Annotated in this window: 16 protein-coding genes; 14 read left to right on the forward strand and 2 right to left on the reverse strand. The window is 47.1% G+C overall.

The genetic code is table 11. The features are described 5' to 3' along the window. Positions 1–4 precede the first annotated feature (4 nt). Both B051_RS0116095 and B051_RS0116100 read right to left on the reverse strand, forming a co-directional pair. Positions 5–1480, reverse strand: a complete 1476-nt coding sequence (locus B051_RS0116095; RefSeq protein ID WP_018479248.1) for a DUF5687 family protein — start codon at positions 1478–1480, stop codon at positions 5–7. Between the two features lie 221 nt (positions 1481–1701). Continuing rightward, complete coding sequence (locus B051_RS0116100) at positions 1702–3093, reverse strand: undecaprenyl-phosphate glucose phosphotransferase (RefSeq protein WP_026236460.1); 1392 nt, start codon at positions 3091–3093, stop codon at positions 1702–1704. A gap of 493 nt (positions 3094–3586) precedes the next feature. Between B051_RS0116100 and B051_RS0116105 the strand changes: the two genes are divergently transcribed. From B051_RS0116105 to B051_RS0116170, 14 genes are all read left to right on the forward strand, one after another. Beyond that, positions 3587–5233, forward strand: coding sequence for a hypothetical protein (locus B051_RS0116105; RefSeq protein ID WP_018479250.1), 1647 nt, complete (start codon positions 3587–3589; stop codon positions 5231–5233). 116 nt (positions 5234–5349) lie between these two features. Then, on the forward strand, positions 5350–6960 hold the full coding sequence (locus B051_RS0116110) for a hypothetical protein (RefSeq protein WP_157578952.1): 1611 nt from the start codon (positions 5350–5352) through the stop codon (positions 6958–6960). 47 nt (positions 6961–7007) lie between these two features. Next, on the forward strand, positions 7008–8060 hold the full coding sequence (locus B051_RS0116115; RefSeq protein ID WP_018479252.1) for a Gfo/Idh/MocA family protein: 1053 nt from the start codon (positions 7008–7010) through the stop codon (positions 8058–8060). Between the two features lie 4 nt (positions 8061–8064). Next, a complete protein-coding gene (locus B051_RS22970; protein WP_018479253.1) occupies positions 8065–8568 on the forward strand; it encodes an acyltransferase in 504 nt (167 codons plus the stop codon). 1 nt (position 8569) lies between these two features. Continuing rightward, a complete protein-coding gene (locus tag B051_RS0116125; RefSeq protein WP_018479254.1) occupies positions 8570–9694 on the forward strand; it encodes a DegT/DnrJ/EryC1/StrS family aminotransferase in 1125 nt (374 codons plus the stop codon). Further along, entirely contained in the window at positions 9687–10331 is a 645-nt protein-coding gene (locus tag B051_RS0116130) for a DapH/DapD/GlmU-related protein (protein ID WP_018479255.1), read from the forward strand. The genes B051_RS0116125 and B051_RS0116130 overlap by 8 nt, the downstream gene beginning before the upstream one ends. Before the next feature lie 11 nt (positions 10332–10342). Further along, positions 10343–11317, forward strand: coding sequence for a glycosyltransferase (locus B051_RS0116135; protein ID WP_018479256.1), 975 nt, complete (start codon positions 10343–10345; stop codon positions 11315–11317). Then, on the forward strand, positions 11318–11686 hold the full coding sequence (locus B051_RS0116140; RefSeq protein ID WP_018479257.1) for a hypothetical protein: 369 nt from the start codon (positions 11318–11320) through the stop codon (positions 11684–11686). Next, positions 11679–12662: an NAD-dependent epimerase/dehydratase family protein gene (locus B051_RS0116145; protein WP_018479258.1), complete on the forward strand. Its 984-nt coding sequence runs from the start codon at positions 11679–11681 to the stop codon at positions 12660–12662. The genes B051_RS0116140 and B051_RS0116145 overlap by 8 nt, the downstream gene beginning before the upstream one ends. Then, positions 12659–13816, forward strand: coding sequence for a DegT/DnrJ/EryC1/StrS family aminotransferase (locus B051_RS21485; RefSeq protein ID WP_018479259.1), 1158 nt, complete (start codon positions 12659–12661; stop codon positions 13814–13816). The genes B051_RS0116145 and B051_RS21485 overlap by 4 nt, the downstream gene beginning before the upstream one ends. Before the next feature lie 299 nt (positions 13817–14115). Then, positions 14116–14895 carry a polysaccharide biosynthesis/export family protein gene (locus tag B051_RS0116155; RefSeq protein WP_018479260.1) on the forward strand — a complete coding sequence of 260 codons (780 nt, stop codon included), beginning with the start codon at positions 14116–14118 and terminating at the stop codon, positions 14893–14895. 11 nt (positions 14896–14906) lie between these two features. Then, positions 14907–17240 (forward strand): GumC family protein, encoded by a 2334-nt coding sequence (locus tag B051_RS0116160; protein WP_018479261.1) that lies wholly within the window; start codon positions 14907–14909, stop codon positions 17238–17240. A gap of 95 nt (positions 17241–17335) precedes the next feature. After that, positions 17336–18616, forward strand: coding sequence for a lipopolysaccharide biosynthesis protein (locus B051_RS0116165; protein WP_018479262.1), 1281 nt, complete (start codon positions 17336–17338; stop codon positions 18614–18616). Positions 18617–18618: 2 nt separating this feature from the next. Continuing rightward, positions 18619–19803 (forward strand): glycosyltransferase family 4 protein, encoded by a 1185-nt coding sequence (locus B051_RS0116170; protein WP_018479263.1) that lies wholly within the window; start codon positions 18619–18621, stop codon positions 19801–19803. The last annotated feature ends 21 nt before the right edge of the window (positions 19804–19824 follow it).

Below are 19824 nucleotides of genomic sequence, written 5' to 3' on the forward strand. Positions count from 1 at the left end.
TGCCTTAGCTTTGCCGAAAGCCTGCAGCCATTTTGTATTTATGTTCTATAAAGCGCCGCTCGGACAGGCTGAGCAGCTGGCGGTGGAAAACAAAGCCTGCCACTCCTGCCATACCTATCGCAAAGATGCCCCACTCTGGCACACCAAAATACCCGAAAGGCGCATAAATAAGGAGAGGCAGCAGTATCAAAGGCAGCATCATCACAAACTTAGAGGCTCCCACTCCCTGCCAGTTGAAGGCGGAGCCTTTGCTCAGGTCCAGGCGCTCTTTGTTGAGCACGGCAAAGTAGAAGAGGATGAAGCTGTTGATGCCGATGTTGAACAGGCACGCCGCTAGGTTGATGAGCACCACCTTGTATCCGAAAAAGGCATAGGGCAGCGTCAGGAAGAAAGCCAGCAGCATGGCCGGCACAAACATCCAGTACTTCGCCTGCAGGAACTGATAGGGTGTGATGCGCTGGGTGAGCAGGGCATCGAAGTGGCTGCTCTGCCAGCCCGGCATGAACTGCCCGTAGTTGAACATCGGCATACCTGTCATAAAAATGCCCACGAAGATGAGCATCGCATAACCTTCTAGGTAAAGGTCGTTCGTGTAGAAAATCATGCCATAGAACAGCATGAAGGCAGACAGAATAAGAATGGACTTAGGCCGCTTGTGGCGCCATATAAGTTTCATTTCCAGGGCGATGAGTTTGCCTGTGTTTCCAAAGCGGCTCAGAAAGGCTATCTCCTTGCCCTCTACGGCTGTTTCTTTCCTCACCGCGATTTCCTCGGGGTACAGGTGTGCCTTCAGGAACTGGAAGTTGAGCCAATAGGCAAAGGCCAGTAGCGCTGCGGGCACGGCCACGAGCCATGGCTGTTGGAGCAGTTGTCCAAAGGCCGCCATCGACACCTGCTTCAGCGACAGCACCTCCCAGTAATCCAGCAGCATCAGCCCACCCACGACCAGTCCGAACAGCAGGGTGAGTGTGGGTTTGCTGCTCAGCTGGCGCTTGAAGTAGATGAGCAGGAAATTGTTGAAGAAAGTGAGCAGCAGCAAGGCTATCAGCCATACCAGCGCCACGCCCATACCTTGTGCCGGTATCACCGCCTTGTACATGAAAGGGATGAACACCAGCAGCATCAACAGGTTGAACATGCTGGGGATGGAGCGCAACAGGGTAAAGTGAATGAGTTTATTTTTGTTGATAGGCAGGTGCAGGTATGGCTGCACCGACAGCACAGGCAGTTCCTGCAGCAGGAAGCGCATGAACAAATCGACCAGGAAGTAGAACAGCAGGAATCCGTTGAGCGAGTCCACTGGGCTTTGGCCAGGGTATAGCTTGAGCAAAGCTTTATCGGCAAAAAAACCAATCGCGATGAAGATGAGCGAAAAGTAGACGACCAGCAGGCCCAGGATGATGTTGACGGCGATGCTCCTTTGAAACACAGGGGAGCGACGGGTCTGTTTCCACTGGTGCGTGAGTAGAGTTCCAAGCATGGGTTATAAAATATATTGCTTTTTAAATATTGCCAGGAATTCTCAGAAATGCAAATCTCAATGCGCCCACATTTGTAGAAAGCTATAGTATTTGTGATTCACCCTTAATCTTGATACGGGATAGGCCTCGCGAATGGATGAGCAGGTATAGCTGGAGCTGGAACAACCGGTGTTACTAGTGTTAGCTATTCTTTTCCCGGTCGCCCGTTCGCACAGCTGATTTAAAAGGCATTGTCATCATGGCGCGCCATGTTCCAGATGGTGAGAAAGATAATCTTCAAATCTAAAAGTATAGACCAGTTCTCCAGGTACCACAAATCAGCTTTTACGCGATTCAGCATCGAGGCTGTCTCTCTCGTTTCGCCCCGCAAGCCGTTCACCTGTGCCCAGCCGGTTATGCCAGGGGTCAGGAAATGCCGCACCATATAATTCTTTATGAGTTGGGAGTAGTCGTGCGTGTGCTTTAACATGTGCGGCCTAGGTCCAACTACGGACATGTTCCCCATGAACACATTGATGAACTGCGGCAACTCATCTATACTAGTCCTTCTCATAAACCCGCCTATCCTGGTCACACGTGCGTCTCCAGGACAGGCCTGCAGCGTGTCAGACTCGTGATTCACCGTCATGCTTCTGAACTTGAGGCAGTAGAAAGGCTTGTTGTTCTTGCCGGAGCGAAGCTGTTTGAAAAAAACTGGTCCCTTTGAGTCTAGCTTGATGATGAGTGCTAATATCGGAATCAGCCAGCTTAGGAGCAGGAACAATACCAGAGATGAGAAAAGAATGTCGAACATCCTTTTAATAATCTCGTTCGCTTTGTTCTCTAGCGGCTCCTGGCGTGGTTTTAGCACAGGCACTATACCGAACATCTCCACCAGAAAGGTATGATGAATGTTGCTCTTGATGTCCGGAACCACCCTGAACCGTACCATGTGCTCATCAGCTTCTTCCATCAACTTTTCGACTCTGTCACTCTCATGGAAGGGCAAAGCGCAAAACACTTCACCTATCTTATTGTTGCTAACACAGGCTATGCTTTCCTGTATGCTCCCCAGGAAATTGATGTGAGGAGGTACCTTGGCAGGGTCATCGTCAAAGATTCCGGCTATGTAGTAATCCAACTGGGGGTTAGACACAATGTAGTTATACAAATCTATACCTGCCGAGCCTGCACCTATGATGGCAATGCTATTCGGGCCTATCCATGCTATGCGCTTGTATTTCCTCATGAGCAGGAAAGAGAACCTCCAACTTAGAATCAGAATCGGGAACAGAGCAAAATAATAGATGAAGGGGGTAGGCGGGATGTAGAGTCCTGGCAGGATGATTTTGATGATGATGGCTACTAGCGTAAACAGGCACAAAGCCCCAATGTTAGCCCCCATGATGGGAACTGCCTCCCGCTTCAGCAGGTGGCTGTAAACATCAAATATATGAGATGAGTAGAACCAGCAGAAGTTCAGGAGTAATATTGTGAGTTTATAGTCGTACACGTCTACCCACCCAAAATCATAGTCCGCCATTATGAATGCCAGGTATAAAGTACCATTCAATATAGCGTAGTCCATAAGGACATTAAGCCACTTAAATATTGTAGAATACTTATGTGTCATGGTGTAGGGTATACAGGTGCTTGCTAACTATATATGAAAAAAGGCATGTTGGTGAATCGTGTGATAAGAAGAGCAGACGAGGGTGAAGAATTGAGTATGTAGGGTTGTGTATTACAATATACTGAAGCTAATTTTAAATGATTCTAATAAATAGTTTTATTTAGCTAAGTATTAATATAAGCAGGTAAACAGACGTATTCTATATATTTAGCTATCTCGCCTGGTTTATATTATTTTTTATAGTGATAAAATTATATCATAGATGGGGCTTTACTATAGTACATATGGTGTAAGCCATCTTGTCGGATTATAACTATTTATGATGTGGAGTCACGATAATGAGTGTGTTTACTATTGATATATTAATATTAGCTAACAAAAAACATTTGTTAATCAGATATTAACTTCATTTATGGAATCAAACCAATAATATTTTGCATTATTGCGTATGCTATTATTGAACAATCCTTTTGATTGACCTTCCGACCGCGCTATGAGCATTACAAATCATGTACTTATATCTGCTAAAGAATCCAGACTGGTGCCAGCGAAGGTGTCCGGCTATGGGACGTGGAGGGTATGGTTGTGTGTAGTAGTCGTAGCGCTGATTCCTCTTCTAACGGTACTGGACATAGCGCCTTTTCTGCATATTGATGAATTCATGACAGTAGACTTGGGTAGAACGATACTTCAGCCTGATTCGGGTTGGTCGATTGCGTGGATGCATGAGAGGAGCCAGCCCGCATTCGTGTTCTTCTACCTTGGGCCTGTACTGCAAGAACTCACATTCCAGGGTATGGGGGAGTATGGCCCCAGGCTATCAGGAATTCTAGGTGCAGCCATGGCGGCTTCTGCTATGGTGGGCTGGTTACTTGCCAGAGGAGCCTATCGTATCGCCGCTCTCCTTTTGGGCTTGACCTTCCTGCTGGACCCTGTGTTTGTGCAAGCCTATACTATAGGTCGTGTAGACGGCTGGGCCATGGCAGCATGCCTTACAGCCTGTTGGGTATTGAGGAGCATTGGTGGTGAAGAAGAAACAGGCAGTGTTAAGAAAAAACTATTGATTGCCGGCTCCCTAACCGCACTGGGTTTCTTTATATGGCCTTCCCCTGTATTCCTTGTTCCGTTGCTGCTGATTGAACTGGGTGCCGCAGTTAAAAGGGTTAAGGTTAGCCAAAGCATGAGGGAGTATCACTTGCCTTTCTTCGGTTTATTCTGTGTGGGCGGTCTGGTGGCAACTATCCTTCTTCTGATTCCTATTGCTCCTAAACTGATTGAGTTGGCTGACAACGTAGTGGATGGAATAATCATCAATTCTCGCACCGGTACATCTAACCATTCCCTGCTCGATTCGAATCGAATCATGAGTGGCTCTATTCATCTCCTGCAGGTTTTAAAATTCACTCCGGTTTTAGTACTGTTAGCTCTGGTAGGCCTTATCAAGGGCAGAGAGTTGGGGTTGGTTGCGGCAGGGATGGCCGCCACTCTTCTCATGGTATGCACGGTGGTGTACTCCCATCGCATTCAATACTTACTGCCTTATTTCATTGTGGCAGCCGCTACACGGTTCACCACAGAGAGCAAGTTGGGCTTTAAGCAGAGAGTTGGTTTCCTGAATGTCTTCGGGTTAGTACTACTGGTATCATGGGCTGCAGGACTATCATTGGTTGCCCGCACTGCCATAGCACTGGAAAATAAATCAGAATTGAAAAGAAGCCAGGTATACCAAGCCGCCCAAGACATGATTGGCCCTGGTGAGAAAGCAGTTTACTCTCTCCCTTATGAATTTTACTATGTAGGGCGGCACTTGGGATGGAAAATGTACAAGCCATACCTGGCAGTTGGGGTCAATCCTCTCATTAACCACGACGTTCTGCACCAGACGCTTTCCCTAGTAGATTATGCTATTATGCCATTAGACCAAATGACTCCTGAGCTTGAAAATCAATTTCAAACATCGGGCCTGTACAGTAAAGGGACATACCATGTCTATGAGAGCACGCTCAATGCGTCTGACAAAGTAGTTACTAACAAAACCAGGCTACAGACATTCTATTTCATGCCACAACAACCCTATGGACCTTACCAACTTTTCATAAAGGAAAAACGGCTCAGCCTGGATGCCAGCACGGTATACTAACCTAAAGCGATTACTTCTTCTCTATGTCCACACCAATATCGTCTACCCACTCCATCGAAAAGTTTCAGCGAGTTCTTGCAAAGGAAATATGAAAGGTACAAAACCACTTCACTAGCATGTCAATACAAGCAAAAACATATCCTGCCTCAAGCAACATGTATGCTCTACATGGTACGGCTGCCCAGTGGTATTGGTGGTTATGGGTATTGGCGCTGTCCGTAATCTCGGTTGTATTTCTGGCAACCATGGACATAGGACCATATATGCATTCTGATGAGTTTGTGATTTTAGATATGGGTAGAACAATCTTAGACCCCAAAACCAATTGGTCTATTGCTTGGCTAGCCGATCAGGAGCAGCCTGTTTATCTTATTTCCTATTTAGGAAACGTTATGCAGGAGCTTTCTTTTGAGTTTGGAGGGCAATACAGTCCACGGGTTTCAGCCTTGATTGGGGCATTAGCAGCGGCCACTGCCTTGGTCGGATTGCTGGTTGCAAGAGGTACGCTTATATGGCCTGCCTTCTGGCTGGGTTTGGTTTTTTTGTTTGACCCGCTTTTTGTGCAGTCTTTTACCATAGGCAGGATAGACAGTTGGACGATGGCTTTGTGTTTATCCAGTTGCTGGATTCTCAGAGGCAATCAGGATCATGATTTTAAAGGAAAGGCTTTCAGTGCTCGTCTTCTTCTGGCTGGTGCTTTAGCATGTATAGCTTTCTTTACCTGGCCTTCTGCTGTATTTTTATTCCCACTCATTGCCCTGGAGTTGTTGAATGTGCTTGGCCAGGGAAGTATCCATAGAGCTATACAAAAGGATAATCTAAAGCCTGTACTGCTTTTCGTAGCAGGTGGAGGAATTGCAATGCTGTTTCTGCTAGCGCCCATTGCATCACAACTTCCTGCTCAGTTCAGCAACGCACTGGCTAGCTTTAAAGCTAATGCACATTCTGGCTCATCGGGGGAGGAGAGGGCTGTATTCCAAAATTACTTAGGACTCTTACGGGTTTTAAAGTTCAGCCCTTTCATTGTGATTTTAGCCGTAGTTGCAGCTATCAAGGTCAAACAACCCTTGCTTGTCATTGCGTTTGGTGCTGTGACTGCCCTCATGGTTTTTACATTGGTTTACATCAACCGTGTTCAGTATCTGATTCCCTATTTTGCTGTCTGCATCAGCTACTTGTATACGAAGGATAACGCTGACTCTTCAAATCGCCTATTGAGAATCGGAGGTATAGCCATTCTTCTTTTCTGGTCAATCGGTATGTCTCTCGGTGTGCGCACTTTTCTTGCTTTTGATGCACCGGCTCACCGGGACAGGAACCTGGTATACCAAGCGGCCCTCTCCTTGGTAGGGCCAGGGAATCACAGGGTCTATATTCCATATGATATGTACTATGCTGGACGAAAGCTCGGCTGGCAGATGTACAGAGCCTATCTGGCTTACAATAACCCACTGACCTTTGAAGTATTGAACAAGGTTTTGCCATATGTGGATTATGTCATCATGATTCAATACCAGGTCACAGAGGAAGTGGAAAATGGATTGTTGGCGGAAGGTTGGCATGATGCAGGTGTTCTAGCCTTGTATAGCGAGCCAGCAGAGCCATTCACTGGCGTGACCACGAACGAGATTAGGGTGCGCAACCTTTATTCAATTTTCGAGAAGCCTTACGGGCCTTACAGACTCTTTGTACGGGAAAAGGGCCAAGCCACTCCAGTGAATGAATAATTAATATGGACTTGAAATATACGCTACTGTTTCTAAAGTAATGAGCTATGGTAAATGTAGGCATCATAGGATATGGGTACTGGGGACCTAACCTTGTCAGAAATTTTTTCGCTGCAGACAACTGCTGCGTGAAGGCAGTGGCAGACGCACGGCCCGAGCGCTTGCAGCAACTGCTAAAGGCTTTTCCATCCATTGCCGGAGTCAGAGACGCCGACGACATCATCTATGACCCAGACATTGATGCCGTCATCATTGCCACTCCCGTGTCGACACATTTCACGCTGGCCCGAAAAGCACTGACTGAGGGAAAACATGTGTTGATTGAAAAACCCATGACTTCCTCTGCTGAGGAGGCAGAACTGCTCATCAACTTGGCTGCGCAGAAGAATGTGCTGCTCATGGTGGACCACACCTTCCTGTATACGGGCGCTGTCGACAAGATGAAACAGCTGGTGGAGAACCAGGAGCTCGGGAACATCAAGTATCTGGATTCTACCAGAATCAACCTGGGGCTGTTTCAGTCGGATATCAATGTGTTGTGGGACCTGGCCCCACATGATATATCCATCCTCAACTACATCGTGCGCGAACGTCCCTATAGCGTAAATGCAACAGGAATCACCCATACCAACAATAACATTGAGAATATCGCCTATCTCACTGTCAACTACGCTTCCGGATTCATAGCCCATTTCAACTGCTCCTGGACAAGCCCTGTTAAAGTCAGGATGATGCTGATTGGCGGCGACCAGAAGATGATTCTCTACAACGACCTGGAGCCAACAGAGAAAATCAAGGTGTATGACACAGGGTATAGCTATCTCAACAATGAAGAAATCAACAAGGTGCGTGTGGATTACCGGACAGGCGATATTCATGTTCCAAAATTGGCCACTACCGAGGCGCTTCTATGTATGGCTACTGATTTCATCTCCTGCATTCAGGAGCAAAAACAGCCGAAGTCCTCTTGCCACTTGGGGCTAGATGTGGTCAGGATTCTGGAGGCATCGAATGAGTCAATCAAGCACAATGGCCGCGAAGTGGTTCTGGAGCCATCATCTATACCTGCTGTACACACCAATCAAGAAGTCTTAATCTAAAGTCATGGATACAATCACAATCAACAATGACAAACAGAGCCTGCATAATGTCAGGCTCGGCAAGGATGTGAAGATTTACAACTTTGTGAATGCCTATGGCTGCACCATTGGCGATGGTACTAAGGTGGGGACTTTTGTGGAGATACAGAAAGGAGCCACGATTGGGCAGAACTGCAAAATCTCCAGCCATACCTTCATTTGCGAAGGGGTGCACATCGCTAACAATGTGTTCATCGGGCACAACGTGACCTTCATCAACGATAAGTTTCCGCAGGCCACAAACGAGGATGGCTCTATGCAGACAGAAGAAGACTGGAGTTGTATTGAGACGCATGTGGGAGAGGGTGCCTCTATTGGTTCCAGCGCTACCATACTGTGTGGAGTCCGCATCGGCAAGAAAGCCATTGTGGGAGCAGGCTCTGTGGTGACCAGAGATGTCCCTGATAACGCGGTTGTCGCCGGTAACCCAGCTAGGCTGATGAAATACTTCAACCATATACTTATCTGATATGACTACGGTAGCCGTACAGGAGAAAATCCCCTGCCTGGATTTGAAGGGACAGCACCAGCAAATAAAGGCCGAGGTGTTCGAGGCATTTGAGAAGGTATATGAGAGTACTGCTTTTTCGGGTGGTCCTTTTGTAGAGGAGTTCGAAAAGAACTTCTCAGCGTTTTGCCAAACAAAATTTGCAGTCGGTGTTAACAACGGCACCTCGGCCCTGCATCTGGCGATGCTCGCATTGGGTATCGGCGCAGGTGATGAGGTGATTGTGCCAGCCAACACGTTTATCGCCACTGCTTGGGGGGTGACTTACACAGGCGCGACACCGGTCTTTGTTGACTGCACACCCGACACCTGGGAGATAGACGCAGCCAAGATAGAAGAGCAGATTACTTCACGCACCAAGGCCATAGTAGGAGTGCACCTGTACGGACAGCCATTCGATGTGGAAGCTTTGCAAGGTATATGTAATAAGTATGGGCTCTACTTGCTGGAAGACGCTGCCCAGGCGCAGGGAGCTAAGTACAAAGATATACCTGTCGGAGGTTTTGGGGAGATGGCCTGTTTTAGCTTTTACCCGGGCAAAAACCTGGGAGCCTGTGGAGAGGCGGGATGCATCACGACTAATAACGAAGCCTACTACAAGCACCTGCTGAGCCTGAGAAACCACGGTGCATCTGTCCGTTATTACCACGACGAAATCGGATATAACATGCGAATGGGCGGACTAGAGGGCGCCTCCCTGAATGTGAAACTGAAGTACCTGCCTGACTGGAACAACCGCAGAAGGGAGATAGCAAAATGCTACCAGCAGGAAATCACGAATCCGTACATCCAGATGCAGGCTCAACCGGAGTGGGCCGAATCTGTGTACCATCTGTTCGTGGTGACAACTGAGAATCGGGATGGACTGCTCAGCTACCTGAACGAACATAACATAATCCCTGGCCTGCATTATCCGGTGCCATGTCATCTGCAAAAGGCATATGCGCATTTAGGTTATTCAGAAGGGGCCTTTCCTAACGCAGAATATTTAGCCAGCCACTGTCTGTCCTTGCCGATGTATGCAGAGTTGACGGATGAAGAGGTAAGGTATGTAATCGAGGTGGTAAATGCTTACAGTAATGCTTAAAAAGAAGCTGATTATATTCCCTTTCAACGGAAACGGCGTTGAGGCATTGGACTGCATCAGCTTTGACGAGTATGAGCTGATTGGCTTTGTAGACGATGATGCGTGCAAACAGTCGAAGCAGTATGACATCTACACCCGCGACATTCTGCACCAGTACAGGGAGCTTCATGTGCTGGCAGTGCCGGGCAGCCCTGCCTCGTTCCGGAAGCGAAAGGAAATCATTAGTTCACTGGGGATAGACAGGAGCCGGTATATTACCGCCATCCACCCAAGAGCCTCTATCGGCAGAGACGTGCAGGTTGGCAAGAACTGCCTCATCATGGCAGGGGTCGTGCTCACCAGCAATGCCCAGGTAAAGGACCATGTATGCATCCTCCCCAATTCAGTCATTCACCATGATTCTGTTGTGGGGGAGTACACGCTAGTTGGGAGCAATGTGGTCATTGCCGGAGGAACCACTGTAGGGGAAAGCTGCTACATCGGGAGCGGCACGAACATCATCAACGGTATAAGCATAGGTGATGCATCACTGATTGGCTTAGGAAGCAATATACTGAAAAGCGTTTTGGGGAATGCTAAAATGGTAGGCAACCCTGCTAGGGATTTGAATACCCTTGTCGAGCAAAAAATACTCTAACCACTAGCTGCATGGCAAAAGTATCTGTGATTATACCAGTCTTCAACGAGGAGGAGAACATACAGCATCTAGTGTATGAATTGAATGCGTACTTTCAAGATGAAACCAGGTTTGCAACAGAGGTAATCTTTGTAAACGATGGCTCCTCGGATGCTACCCTAGACAAACTGAAGAACGCGCCACACCATTCCTATACCTACAAAATAATCAGTTTCTCCAGAAACTTCGGGTCGCATGCCGCCCTGCGTGCAGGTATCCAAAAAGCAAAAGGGGACTATATCACTTTCATGTATGCCGACCTGCAGGACCCCCTCACCTTGGTAAGCCAGCTATACGACGAGGTGGAAGAGAAGAAGGTGGACATCACCTGGGCATTCAGGAATACGACAGCGGTCGCTGCTACAGAAAGGGTTTTTTCCTCGGCCTACGCCACCCTAATGCGCAAGTATGCGGTGCCCAATTTTCCTAAAAAGGGTTTCGATATTGTCATGTTCAGCAAGAAAGTGAAGACCTGCCTGGATGAAAACGTCGAGAACAACTCCTCTGTTTTCATTCAGATTCTGAACCTGGGTTTCAGGCAATCTGGCATCACGTATGACAAAAGGAAGCGCCTTGTCGGCAAATCAAAGTGGACCTTATCCAAGAAGATAAAGCTCCTCATAGACTCTTTTGTGGCGTTCTCCTTTGCCCCTATCCGTTTGGTCTCTTTTATAGGTGTAGTCTTCTTCGTGCTGGGCATCGCCTGGTCGGGGTATATCATCTTCCGGAAAATAGTTTTTGATGACCTGGCCAGTGGTTGGCCGGCGCTTCTCTCTATACTGATGGTGGGTTTCGGCATCACGAACATTTCACTCGGCATCATAGCGGAGTATCTGTGGCGCACGCTGGATGCCAGCAGAAAAAGACCTGTGTTTGTGATTGACGAGGTGGTAGAGGAAGCCTTTGAAGCAACACCTGTGAGTAGAATTCTTTTAGAAGCCAAATAGATGAGCAAAACAATAGTATACATCCTGCTTTACGCTGCCTTCAACGTGTCGGGAGCTGCCTTGATTAAGTGGCAACTGAAGGGCAAGAGCCTGGAGACACTGGGGGAGTGGCTGAGGTTAGTACTGAACCTGCCTTTCATAGCCGCTTTTCTACTGATTGTGTTCTCGGCTCTCGCTTTCTTTAAAGCCCTGTCGACAAACAGCTTTTCCCTGATTATACCCATTGCGACAGGTATAAATTTCATCCTGACAATCGGGGTTGGCTATTACCTGTTTCAGGATAGGTTATCGATGCTTTCCTTCATCGGCTTCATCCTCATCATCACCGGAATCATAGTACTCAGCATAAACAACCAAGCCCATGCATAATAAAATAGAGAACAGCAGCATCCTGATTACTGGTGGTGCGGGTTTTATAGGCTCCTACGTGGTGGAAGAACTGCTCCAGCACGAACCAGCCAGAATCGTCATCCTCGATAACCTGGTTCGGGGCAGCTTTGAGAACATGAATTCCTTCTTGCAGCATCCTGTCGTGGAGTTTGTCGAGGGAGACATACGGGACTCTGGCTTGCTGGAGCAATGCCTGGAAGGTATAGACTATGTATTCCATATGGCCGCGCTGCGAATCAATGCATGCGCGGCGAATCCGTCAGAAGGGTTTGATGTGATGCTGAAAGCAACGTACAATTTGGCTGAATTGTGTGTCAGGCACAAGGTGAAAAAAGTCGTCTACAGCTCCAGCGCTTCTGTATATGGGCTGGCCCAACACTTCCCTACACCTGAGACGAATAATCCCTATGACAACCAGACCTTTTATGGCGCCGCGAAACTATGGGGCGAACAGCTGTTCCGGAGCTTCAAGTTTATGTATGGTTTGGACTACGTGGCGCTTCGCTATTTCAATGTGTATGGAGCCCGGATGGATACGGACGGAAAGTACACGGAAGTGATGATACGTTGGTTGGATTGCATCAAAGAAGGCAAGAACCCGCTGATTTACGGAGACGGAAGCACCAGCATGGACTTTGTGTGTGTAAGGGACGTGGCAAAGGCAAACATTGCGGCTCTTTTGTCAGCTGCTACCGACCAGGCCTTCAACATTGGCAACTGCGAAGAGACAAGTTTAAAGCAGCTGCTGGAGGCACTGCTCAAGGTGAACAACTCAACGCTTACACCAGAGCATAGAGAAGACAACACTATAAACCCAGTCAGCAGGAGGCTGGCTGACAACAGCAAGGCGCGCGAGTTGCTGAACTTTTCTCCTACCGTGCGTCTCGAAGAAGGGCTGCGTGAACTGAGTCAGTGGTATTTTGAGAAGAAACGCGAAACGGCACTAAGCATATGATACCTATCGCAAAACCCTACTTGACCGAAGATGAAGCCCAGGCTGCCTATGACACCATCCTGACAGGCTGGATAACCCAAGGGCCAAAAGTGCAGGAGTTTGAGGAAAAGTTTGCCGCCTACACAGGTGCAAAGTATGCTGTGGCAGTATCTAACTGTACAACAGCCTTACACCTAGCCATGATAGTCGCGGGTATAGGTCCGGGAGATGAGGTGATTTGCCCCTCCATGAGCTACATCGCCACTGCCAACGCCATCCGGTATGTGGGTGCTATACCTGTTTTTGCAGAGGTGCAGCCAAACGACTACAACCTTAATGTAGCCGATGCCGAGAAAAGGATAACCGACAAAACAAAAGCTATACTCCTGGTGCATCAGATAGGTATGCCGGCGGACATAGATACCTTCAAAGACCTTTGTGACAGGTATAGCCTCAAACTGATTGAAGACGCCGCCTGTGCCGCAGGTTCCGCTTACAAAGGAGCAAAGATAGGTTCCCACTCTGAATTGGTGTGCTTTTCATTCCATCCCAGAAAAGTGATTTCAACGGGTGATGGCGGAATGATTACGACGAACCGGGAGGATTATTACAACCGGCTGAAGCTCCTGCGGCAGCACGGCATGTCTGTGAACGACCGGGTACGCCATGAAGCCAGCAAGGTGATTTTTGAAGACCATGTTGAGCTGGGGTATAACTACCGGATGACCGACATACAGGCAGCCGTGGGGATTAAACAATTGGAAAAGCTGGATTGGATTGTGGAGGAGCGTAGAAAGATTGCAGCAGCTTATAACCAGGCCTTCAAAGGTATAGCCTCCATTCGCTTGCCAGAGGAAAAGGAGGGGTACTTCAGCAACTTCCAATCCTACAGCATCTACCTGAAAGGCACTGCTCCAGTAGACAGGAACACGCTGATGCAGCACTTGCTGGACAAAGGTATAGCCACCAGAAGAGGCATTATGAACACACATCGGGAGATTGCCTATAAAAATTACATGCCAAGAGTTTCTCTTCCAGTGTCTGAAGATTTGCAGGAAAACTCAATCATGCTGCCACTGTATGTGCCGATGAAGGCAGAGGACATAGTACATGTAATTGATTGCTTCACACATGAGATACTTGCAGCAGCTGATACGGGTAAAGCTATGGTATGATTTAATGGACCAAGAATTTATAATTAGTAAGAAAGGCGACAAGGTGAGCCTATAGACTAGTCGTGAGGGAATTATTAGTGATACACATATAACATAGGGTGTACAGGCAAAAAAACATGTTAAAAAATAATGACGAATTGAAACTTGCTAAGTTATGCATTTCTAAAAAAATGCTAGGCTATACCTGATGAGACAGACTTAGTACAATTTTATAAAATATATATGAAATAATTGCAAATTTATATGGTTATAATTTTATAAGTGGCGTATACCTTTTAGAGACTGCTAACCTACAATACATGATTACCAAAGCCCTTACTATATGTTGTTTGCTGTTTTTGATTTCCTGCTCTCCAAGGAACCTCACCTACCTGAGTGATTTGAAGGAGCAGGAGACAAAAGAGGAGCCGATTCTGAATGATGTGGACCCCAGGATTCAGCCAAATGACATTCTGGATATTACTATCACCAGCCTTAGCGCTGAGTCTAACGTCATGTTCAACAGCGGTATAATTCAGGTTGGGGGAGCTGGCAGCAGCTCAGGTGCGTCGGCAAAGCCGGTGGGCTACCAAGTCGATAGGAATGGCTATGTCCTCATCCCGGTGTTAGGAAAAGTGCATTTGGGAGGTCTTACAAAAGAGGAGGCCAAGGAGCACCTGACATCGGTTCTGGGCAAGTACGCCAGAGACCCGATAGTGGATATGAGGTACATGAATTTCAAGATAACCGTTATCGGCGAGGTGAACAATCCCTCGACCTTCACGGTGCCCCATGAGCGGATAAACGTGTTGGAGGCATTGGGGCTTGCAGGGGATTTGACACCCTACGGCAAGCGGGAAAACGTCTTGATAGTGCGGGAGCAGGATGGGAAACGCATTACGTCTAGAATCGATTTGAACAGTAAAGATGTGCTGAACTCGCCTTACTTCTACTTACAGCAGAACGATGTCATCTATGTGGAGCCGGATAGGGTGAAGGCCGTTCAAGTCAGTCCGGGGCGTTCCAATTTACAGTTTGGCCTTTCCGTAGGTTTGGCTTTGCTGTCTGTCGTCACCATACTGGTATCACAGGTTTTTTAGGAGTAGGCAAAATGAAAGATAGAGAGCTGTTTCCACTCAAGTCAGAGCAACCACAGGCTAAAGACATCAAAGAGATGATTGGCCAGTACCTCAAGTACTGGTACCTCTTCTTGATTGGCGGTGCACTGGGCTATGGAGGAGCTTATCTATACTGTCTTTACTACACCACCCCGCAGTATAGCATCAGCAGTACCATTCTGCTGAAAGGAGACAGTGAAGCGGACGCAGGGGCTTTGGGAGACCTGAGCATAGGCAAAACGTCCAAGAACATCAACAATGAAATAGAGGTGCTCTACTCTCTAAGCCTGATGGAGCGGGTAGTCAGAGAACTGGACCTGTCAACAAGTTATCTGGTAGAGGGACGCGTGAAGAGCGAGGAGGTATATGGGAAGGATGTGCCCATCAAAGTGTTGGTAAGCCAGTATGACTCAAGCGCTTTTGGGAAGTCCGTAATCATCCACCTGAAATCAGACAACACGTATACGCTGGAAGAGGATTCTGGCAAGGTAGCCACTCACAAATTCGGACAGCAAGTCAACAGGCCTTATGGCGCTTTCACTGTTGTTGCAGCAAGGGGAGTATTAGCAAATGAGGTACCATCCGGAAAAAAAATACAGGTAGTCTTCCAGGATCTGAAACGGGTGGCGCAGCATTACAACCGAAGCATCTCTATTCTGCCAAAACGTGACGATGCCAGTGTTTTGAGAATAAGCCTGGTCGAACCCGTGCCTGAGAAGGGAATACACATCATCAACAAACTGGTGGAGGTGTATAACAAGGAAGCGATAGAGGATAAAAATCTGCAGGCTTCCAGTACCATTGATTTTCTGGATGAGCGCTTAAAGTTTATTACGACGGAGCTCTCTGACGTGGAGAAAGATGTGGAGAGGTATAAACGTGATAACGAACTCACGGATGTCAGCACGCAGGCTTCGCAGTATCTGGAGCAGGCCAGTGGGTATAACAGCAAATTGTCAGATTGGGCCATACAGATTGAGATTTTAGAGTCAATAGAAGAGTACTTAGGAAGCGGTCATAACCAGTATAAGATGGTGCCGAGTACCTTGTCCATCCAAGATCCTACACTTACGGGTCTGATTTCAAAGTTCAATGAATTACAACTAGAGCGGGAGCGGCTTCTACGCAATGCCTTCCCTAATAATCCCTTGGTGCACAACATCAACCAACAACTGGAGGACCTGCGTACCAACATTATCGAAAACCTGAGAAACATCAAGAAAGGGCTCATTATTACGAGCAATAACCTGAGGGCAAGCTCCGGGCAATATAAATCAAAGATAAGCAAGGTTCCATCTATGGAGAGGGAGCTGCTGGAAATAAACAGGGAACAGGCCATCAAGCAGAACCTGTATCTATACCTCCTTCAGAAGCGCGAAGAGTCTGCTTTATCGCTAGCCGCCAGCATATCTAACTCCAGGATTATCGACCCGGCCATTGCGACAGACTATCCGATAAGTCCTAATAAACGAAATATCTTTTTGATGTCCATCTTACTCGGATTGGCTGTGCCGTTTGCAGGCGTGTTTGTGTACGGATTGTTCAATACCAAAGTGCAGACTCAAAAAGAAGTGGAGCACCTGACAAGTGTGCCCATACTGGGAGAGTTGATGCACAATACTTCAAGTGAAACACTTGTCGTAACGGCTGGCAACCGTTCCCCTATCGTTGAGACGTTTCGGCTCATCCGGGCGAAGCTGAATTTTGCTGCCGTTGATAAGGAGAACAGGGTCATGCTGGTTACCTCCTGTATGAGTGGCGAGGGCAAGACGTTCTTCACTATCAACTTGGGAGCCACCCTAGCACTAACAGGAAAAAAGGTAGTGTTGCTTGAGCTAGACCTACGTAACCCAAAGCTTTTCAAGAACATAGGAATGAACTCCTCTTTTGGGATTTCTGATTATCTGGTATCCGACAGCATCCTGATTGATGATATTGTATTGCCTGTGGAGAATACTGAGGGGCTGTTTGTTGTGAGTGCAGGCTCGATTCCACCTAATCCTGCAGAATTGATGATGTCTGTGAAACTGGCACAGTTCATTGACAACCTGAAGGCTAGCTTTGATTACATCATCATAGATACTGCCCCTGTGGGACAAGTGGCTGACGCGTTCTGCCTGAGCCCCCTGATAGACTCCACCATTTTCATCATCCGGTATAACTACACCCATAAGGAGCAGTTGGCAATACTTGAGAACATCTACAGAAACAAAGAGCTGAGCAGTCCCATGGTTGTTCTGAACGATGCTAGGAAGGGAAGCGGAAGCAGGTATGGCTATGGTTATGGAGAATACAACAACAAGAGTAAGAAATTTTCAATAAGCTGAAGTGCTTCATTTATTCAGCCAGGGATATTTATCGATACGAAAGGATGCACCTTCTTAGAAGAACCAAATCCCTGTTTATAACCTCTGTCACGGAAATGAACCCTCAACAATGGGTCCAATCGGTTCTGAAGGTGCTGGGTTCGCAGGTGCTTTTACAGGCGCTTGGTTTCGGAATAAGCATTTTCCTGATAAGGGAAATGACCAAAGAAGACTACGCCATTTATACCGTGCTTTTTTCAATACAGTCTATGCTAGCTATACTCTCTGACTCCGGAATCATGATTGGCTTCAATGCCATTGGGGGTAAGGTATGGCAGAAGGAGGATGACTTTGCCTCGCTCATCAAGACGGTGGCATACCTGAGGATACGAGTGGTTGTGGTTGCATTTGCTGTAGCCGGGATTTATGGTCTGACGCTGCTCATGAATCAGAACTCTTCTGTCTTGATGGCGATGCTATTTGTGGCATGCCTCGGGCTTATTGTCGTACCTGAAGTGCATAAATCATTTATTCAACAGGCCTTGCTGATAAAGAAGGACATCGGAAGTGTGCAGCTGACAAGCATCCTGTACCAAGGTATGCGTCTGGTGTTGATTTGCCTGGCGCTATTCATTATGAAATTTGGCCTAAGCATCCAGCTGATTCTAGTCATATCTATATTGAGTTCCTGGGCTTCCTTTTTATATATATTGGAAAAGAGCAAGCCTATCAGGAGCCCCTCAGCAGAAGTCAACTTGGAATATAAGTCTACCTTGCTGCAATACCTGAAGACCAACTGGCATAACGCGTTGTTTTTCTCCTTTCAAGGCCAGATTTCAATCTTCCTGATAGCGCTGCTTGGCACAACAGCAAGCCTGGCCGAACTGGGTGCTCTAACCAGATTCTCTCTCTTGTTTACAGCCCTACTGGCACTTGTATCCAACATAGTGGGGCCTGCCTTTGGGAGGTGCCAAAATAAGGGAAAGCTGGTTCGGTCCTATATATCAATGCTGCTGGCTATACTTGTTCTCGCTACGGTTACTCTGCTAACGGTGTATCTGTTCCCCTCCCTGTTTTTATGGATATTGGGTGAGCAGTATCAGCAGCTTTCTCATGAGTTATTTCTGGTCTTTGTAGCATGTTCCATTCACCTGGCAGCAAGTACTGTTTTCTGTTTGAACTCCTATAGGGGATGGATAAGGTTTACGCCAGTATGGGAGATTCCGGCAAACATCTTCTCATTAGGACTAGGGGTGCTGCTGTTCGATTTAAGCACTCTGGAGGGTGTACTGACTCTGTCCATTATCGGGGCCTCCACGAACTTGTTCCTGTATGTTGCAAACAGTATAGCCGGATTCAAACAATTGCCTGAGGTTGTAGAACTTGAAAGAGCCTGAACATGAAGTTAGCAGTATTTTCCCCAATAGCCTTGGACCCGACATTAGGAGCATCAAAGCACAAAATGGAGCAGGCAAAAGCGCTGGAAAAACTTGGCTGGTATACCTCGCTTTTCGACTATAGGGATTTGGGCCTGACGGAAAAGTGCTTTGGGAGTATGAGTTACAGGGAATTATACAGTGCAGCCTTGAAAGAATTTTTGATTGAGAATGCTTCACAGTACGATGTGGTTCTGTATGAGTGTGATACTTTACCATACCCCAGAAGCCTATTCCCCGAAAAACCTCTCTTTATCGCTAGTCCTGCTTTACTCTTTTACCATTTTCAGACCATAAAGTACCCATTGAACATTAAAAACAGGGTAAGGAAATTCCTATACGGTTTGATAAGTAATACACAAACGAAACATCATGCATTGACTCTGTATACGCTCCAGCAGGCCGATGTTGTACAGGTTCAGAATATCTGTGACAAAGCAGTACTTGAACAGCATGGATTTGCGGCTGAGAAGCTTATAACAGTGCCGTGTGGATTAACCGCAGAGAGAAAGGCCTTGTTGAACCAGGTGGAAAATTATAATGAGGCAGCACCTTGTGTGGCATTTATTGGGACGTTCGATTTTAGGAAGGGGGCTGTTGATTTTCCAAAAATCGTTGCAAAAGTAATCGACCAGGTACCGGAATGCACCTTTAGATTCTTAGGTACAAGAGGTATGCTGGTTAATGCCCAGCAGGTGCTTGACTTCTTCCCTAAAAAATTATGGGCATCTATATCTGTAACACCTACTTTTTCTCCCGAAGAATTACCATACCTGCTTTCTAACTGTCAGGTAGGTATGTTCCCCTCTTATATAGAGAGCTTCGGCATAGGGGTTTTGGAAATGATGGCGGCAGGCATACCTGTAGTTTGCTACAGTTCCCCAGGACCATCTGACTTTGTTCCGGACAGCTTACTGATTAAGCCTGGTGATACAAATCAGTTTGCAAGTAGGCTTATTGACTTGTTGAGATTTCCAGAGGAGCGCCAAAAATACAGCCAGGTGGTTTTGAGCATAGCAGAGCATTATGACTGGGACAGAATTGGCTTAGGAGTAGCCAGAGTATACCAGGAACTTATTAACCGAAAAAAACAGGTTACAGAAACAGCAGTAGAAAAAATGCCTGAGCTACTGGCAGGAGGCAGGTAATTATAAAAGCGCTGACTATAT

This window comes from Pontibacter roseus DSM 17521, assembly GCF_000373265.1.
Classification (GTDB): domain Bacteria; phylum Bacteroidota; class Bacteroidia; order Cytophagales; family Hymenobacteraceae; genus Pontibacter; species Pontibacter roseus.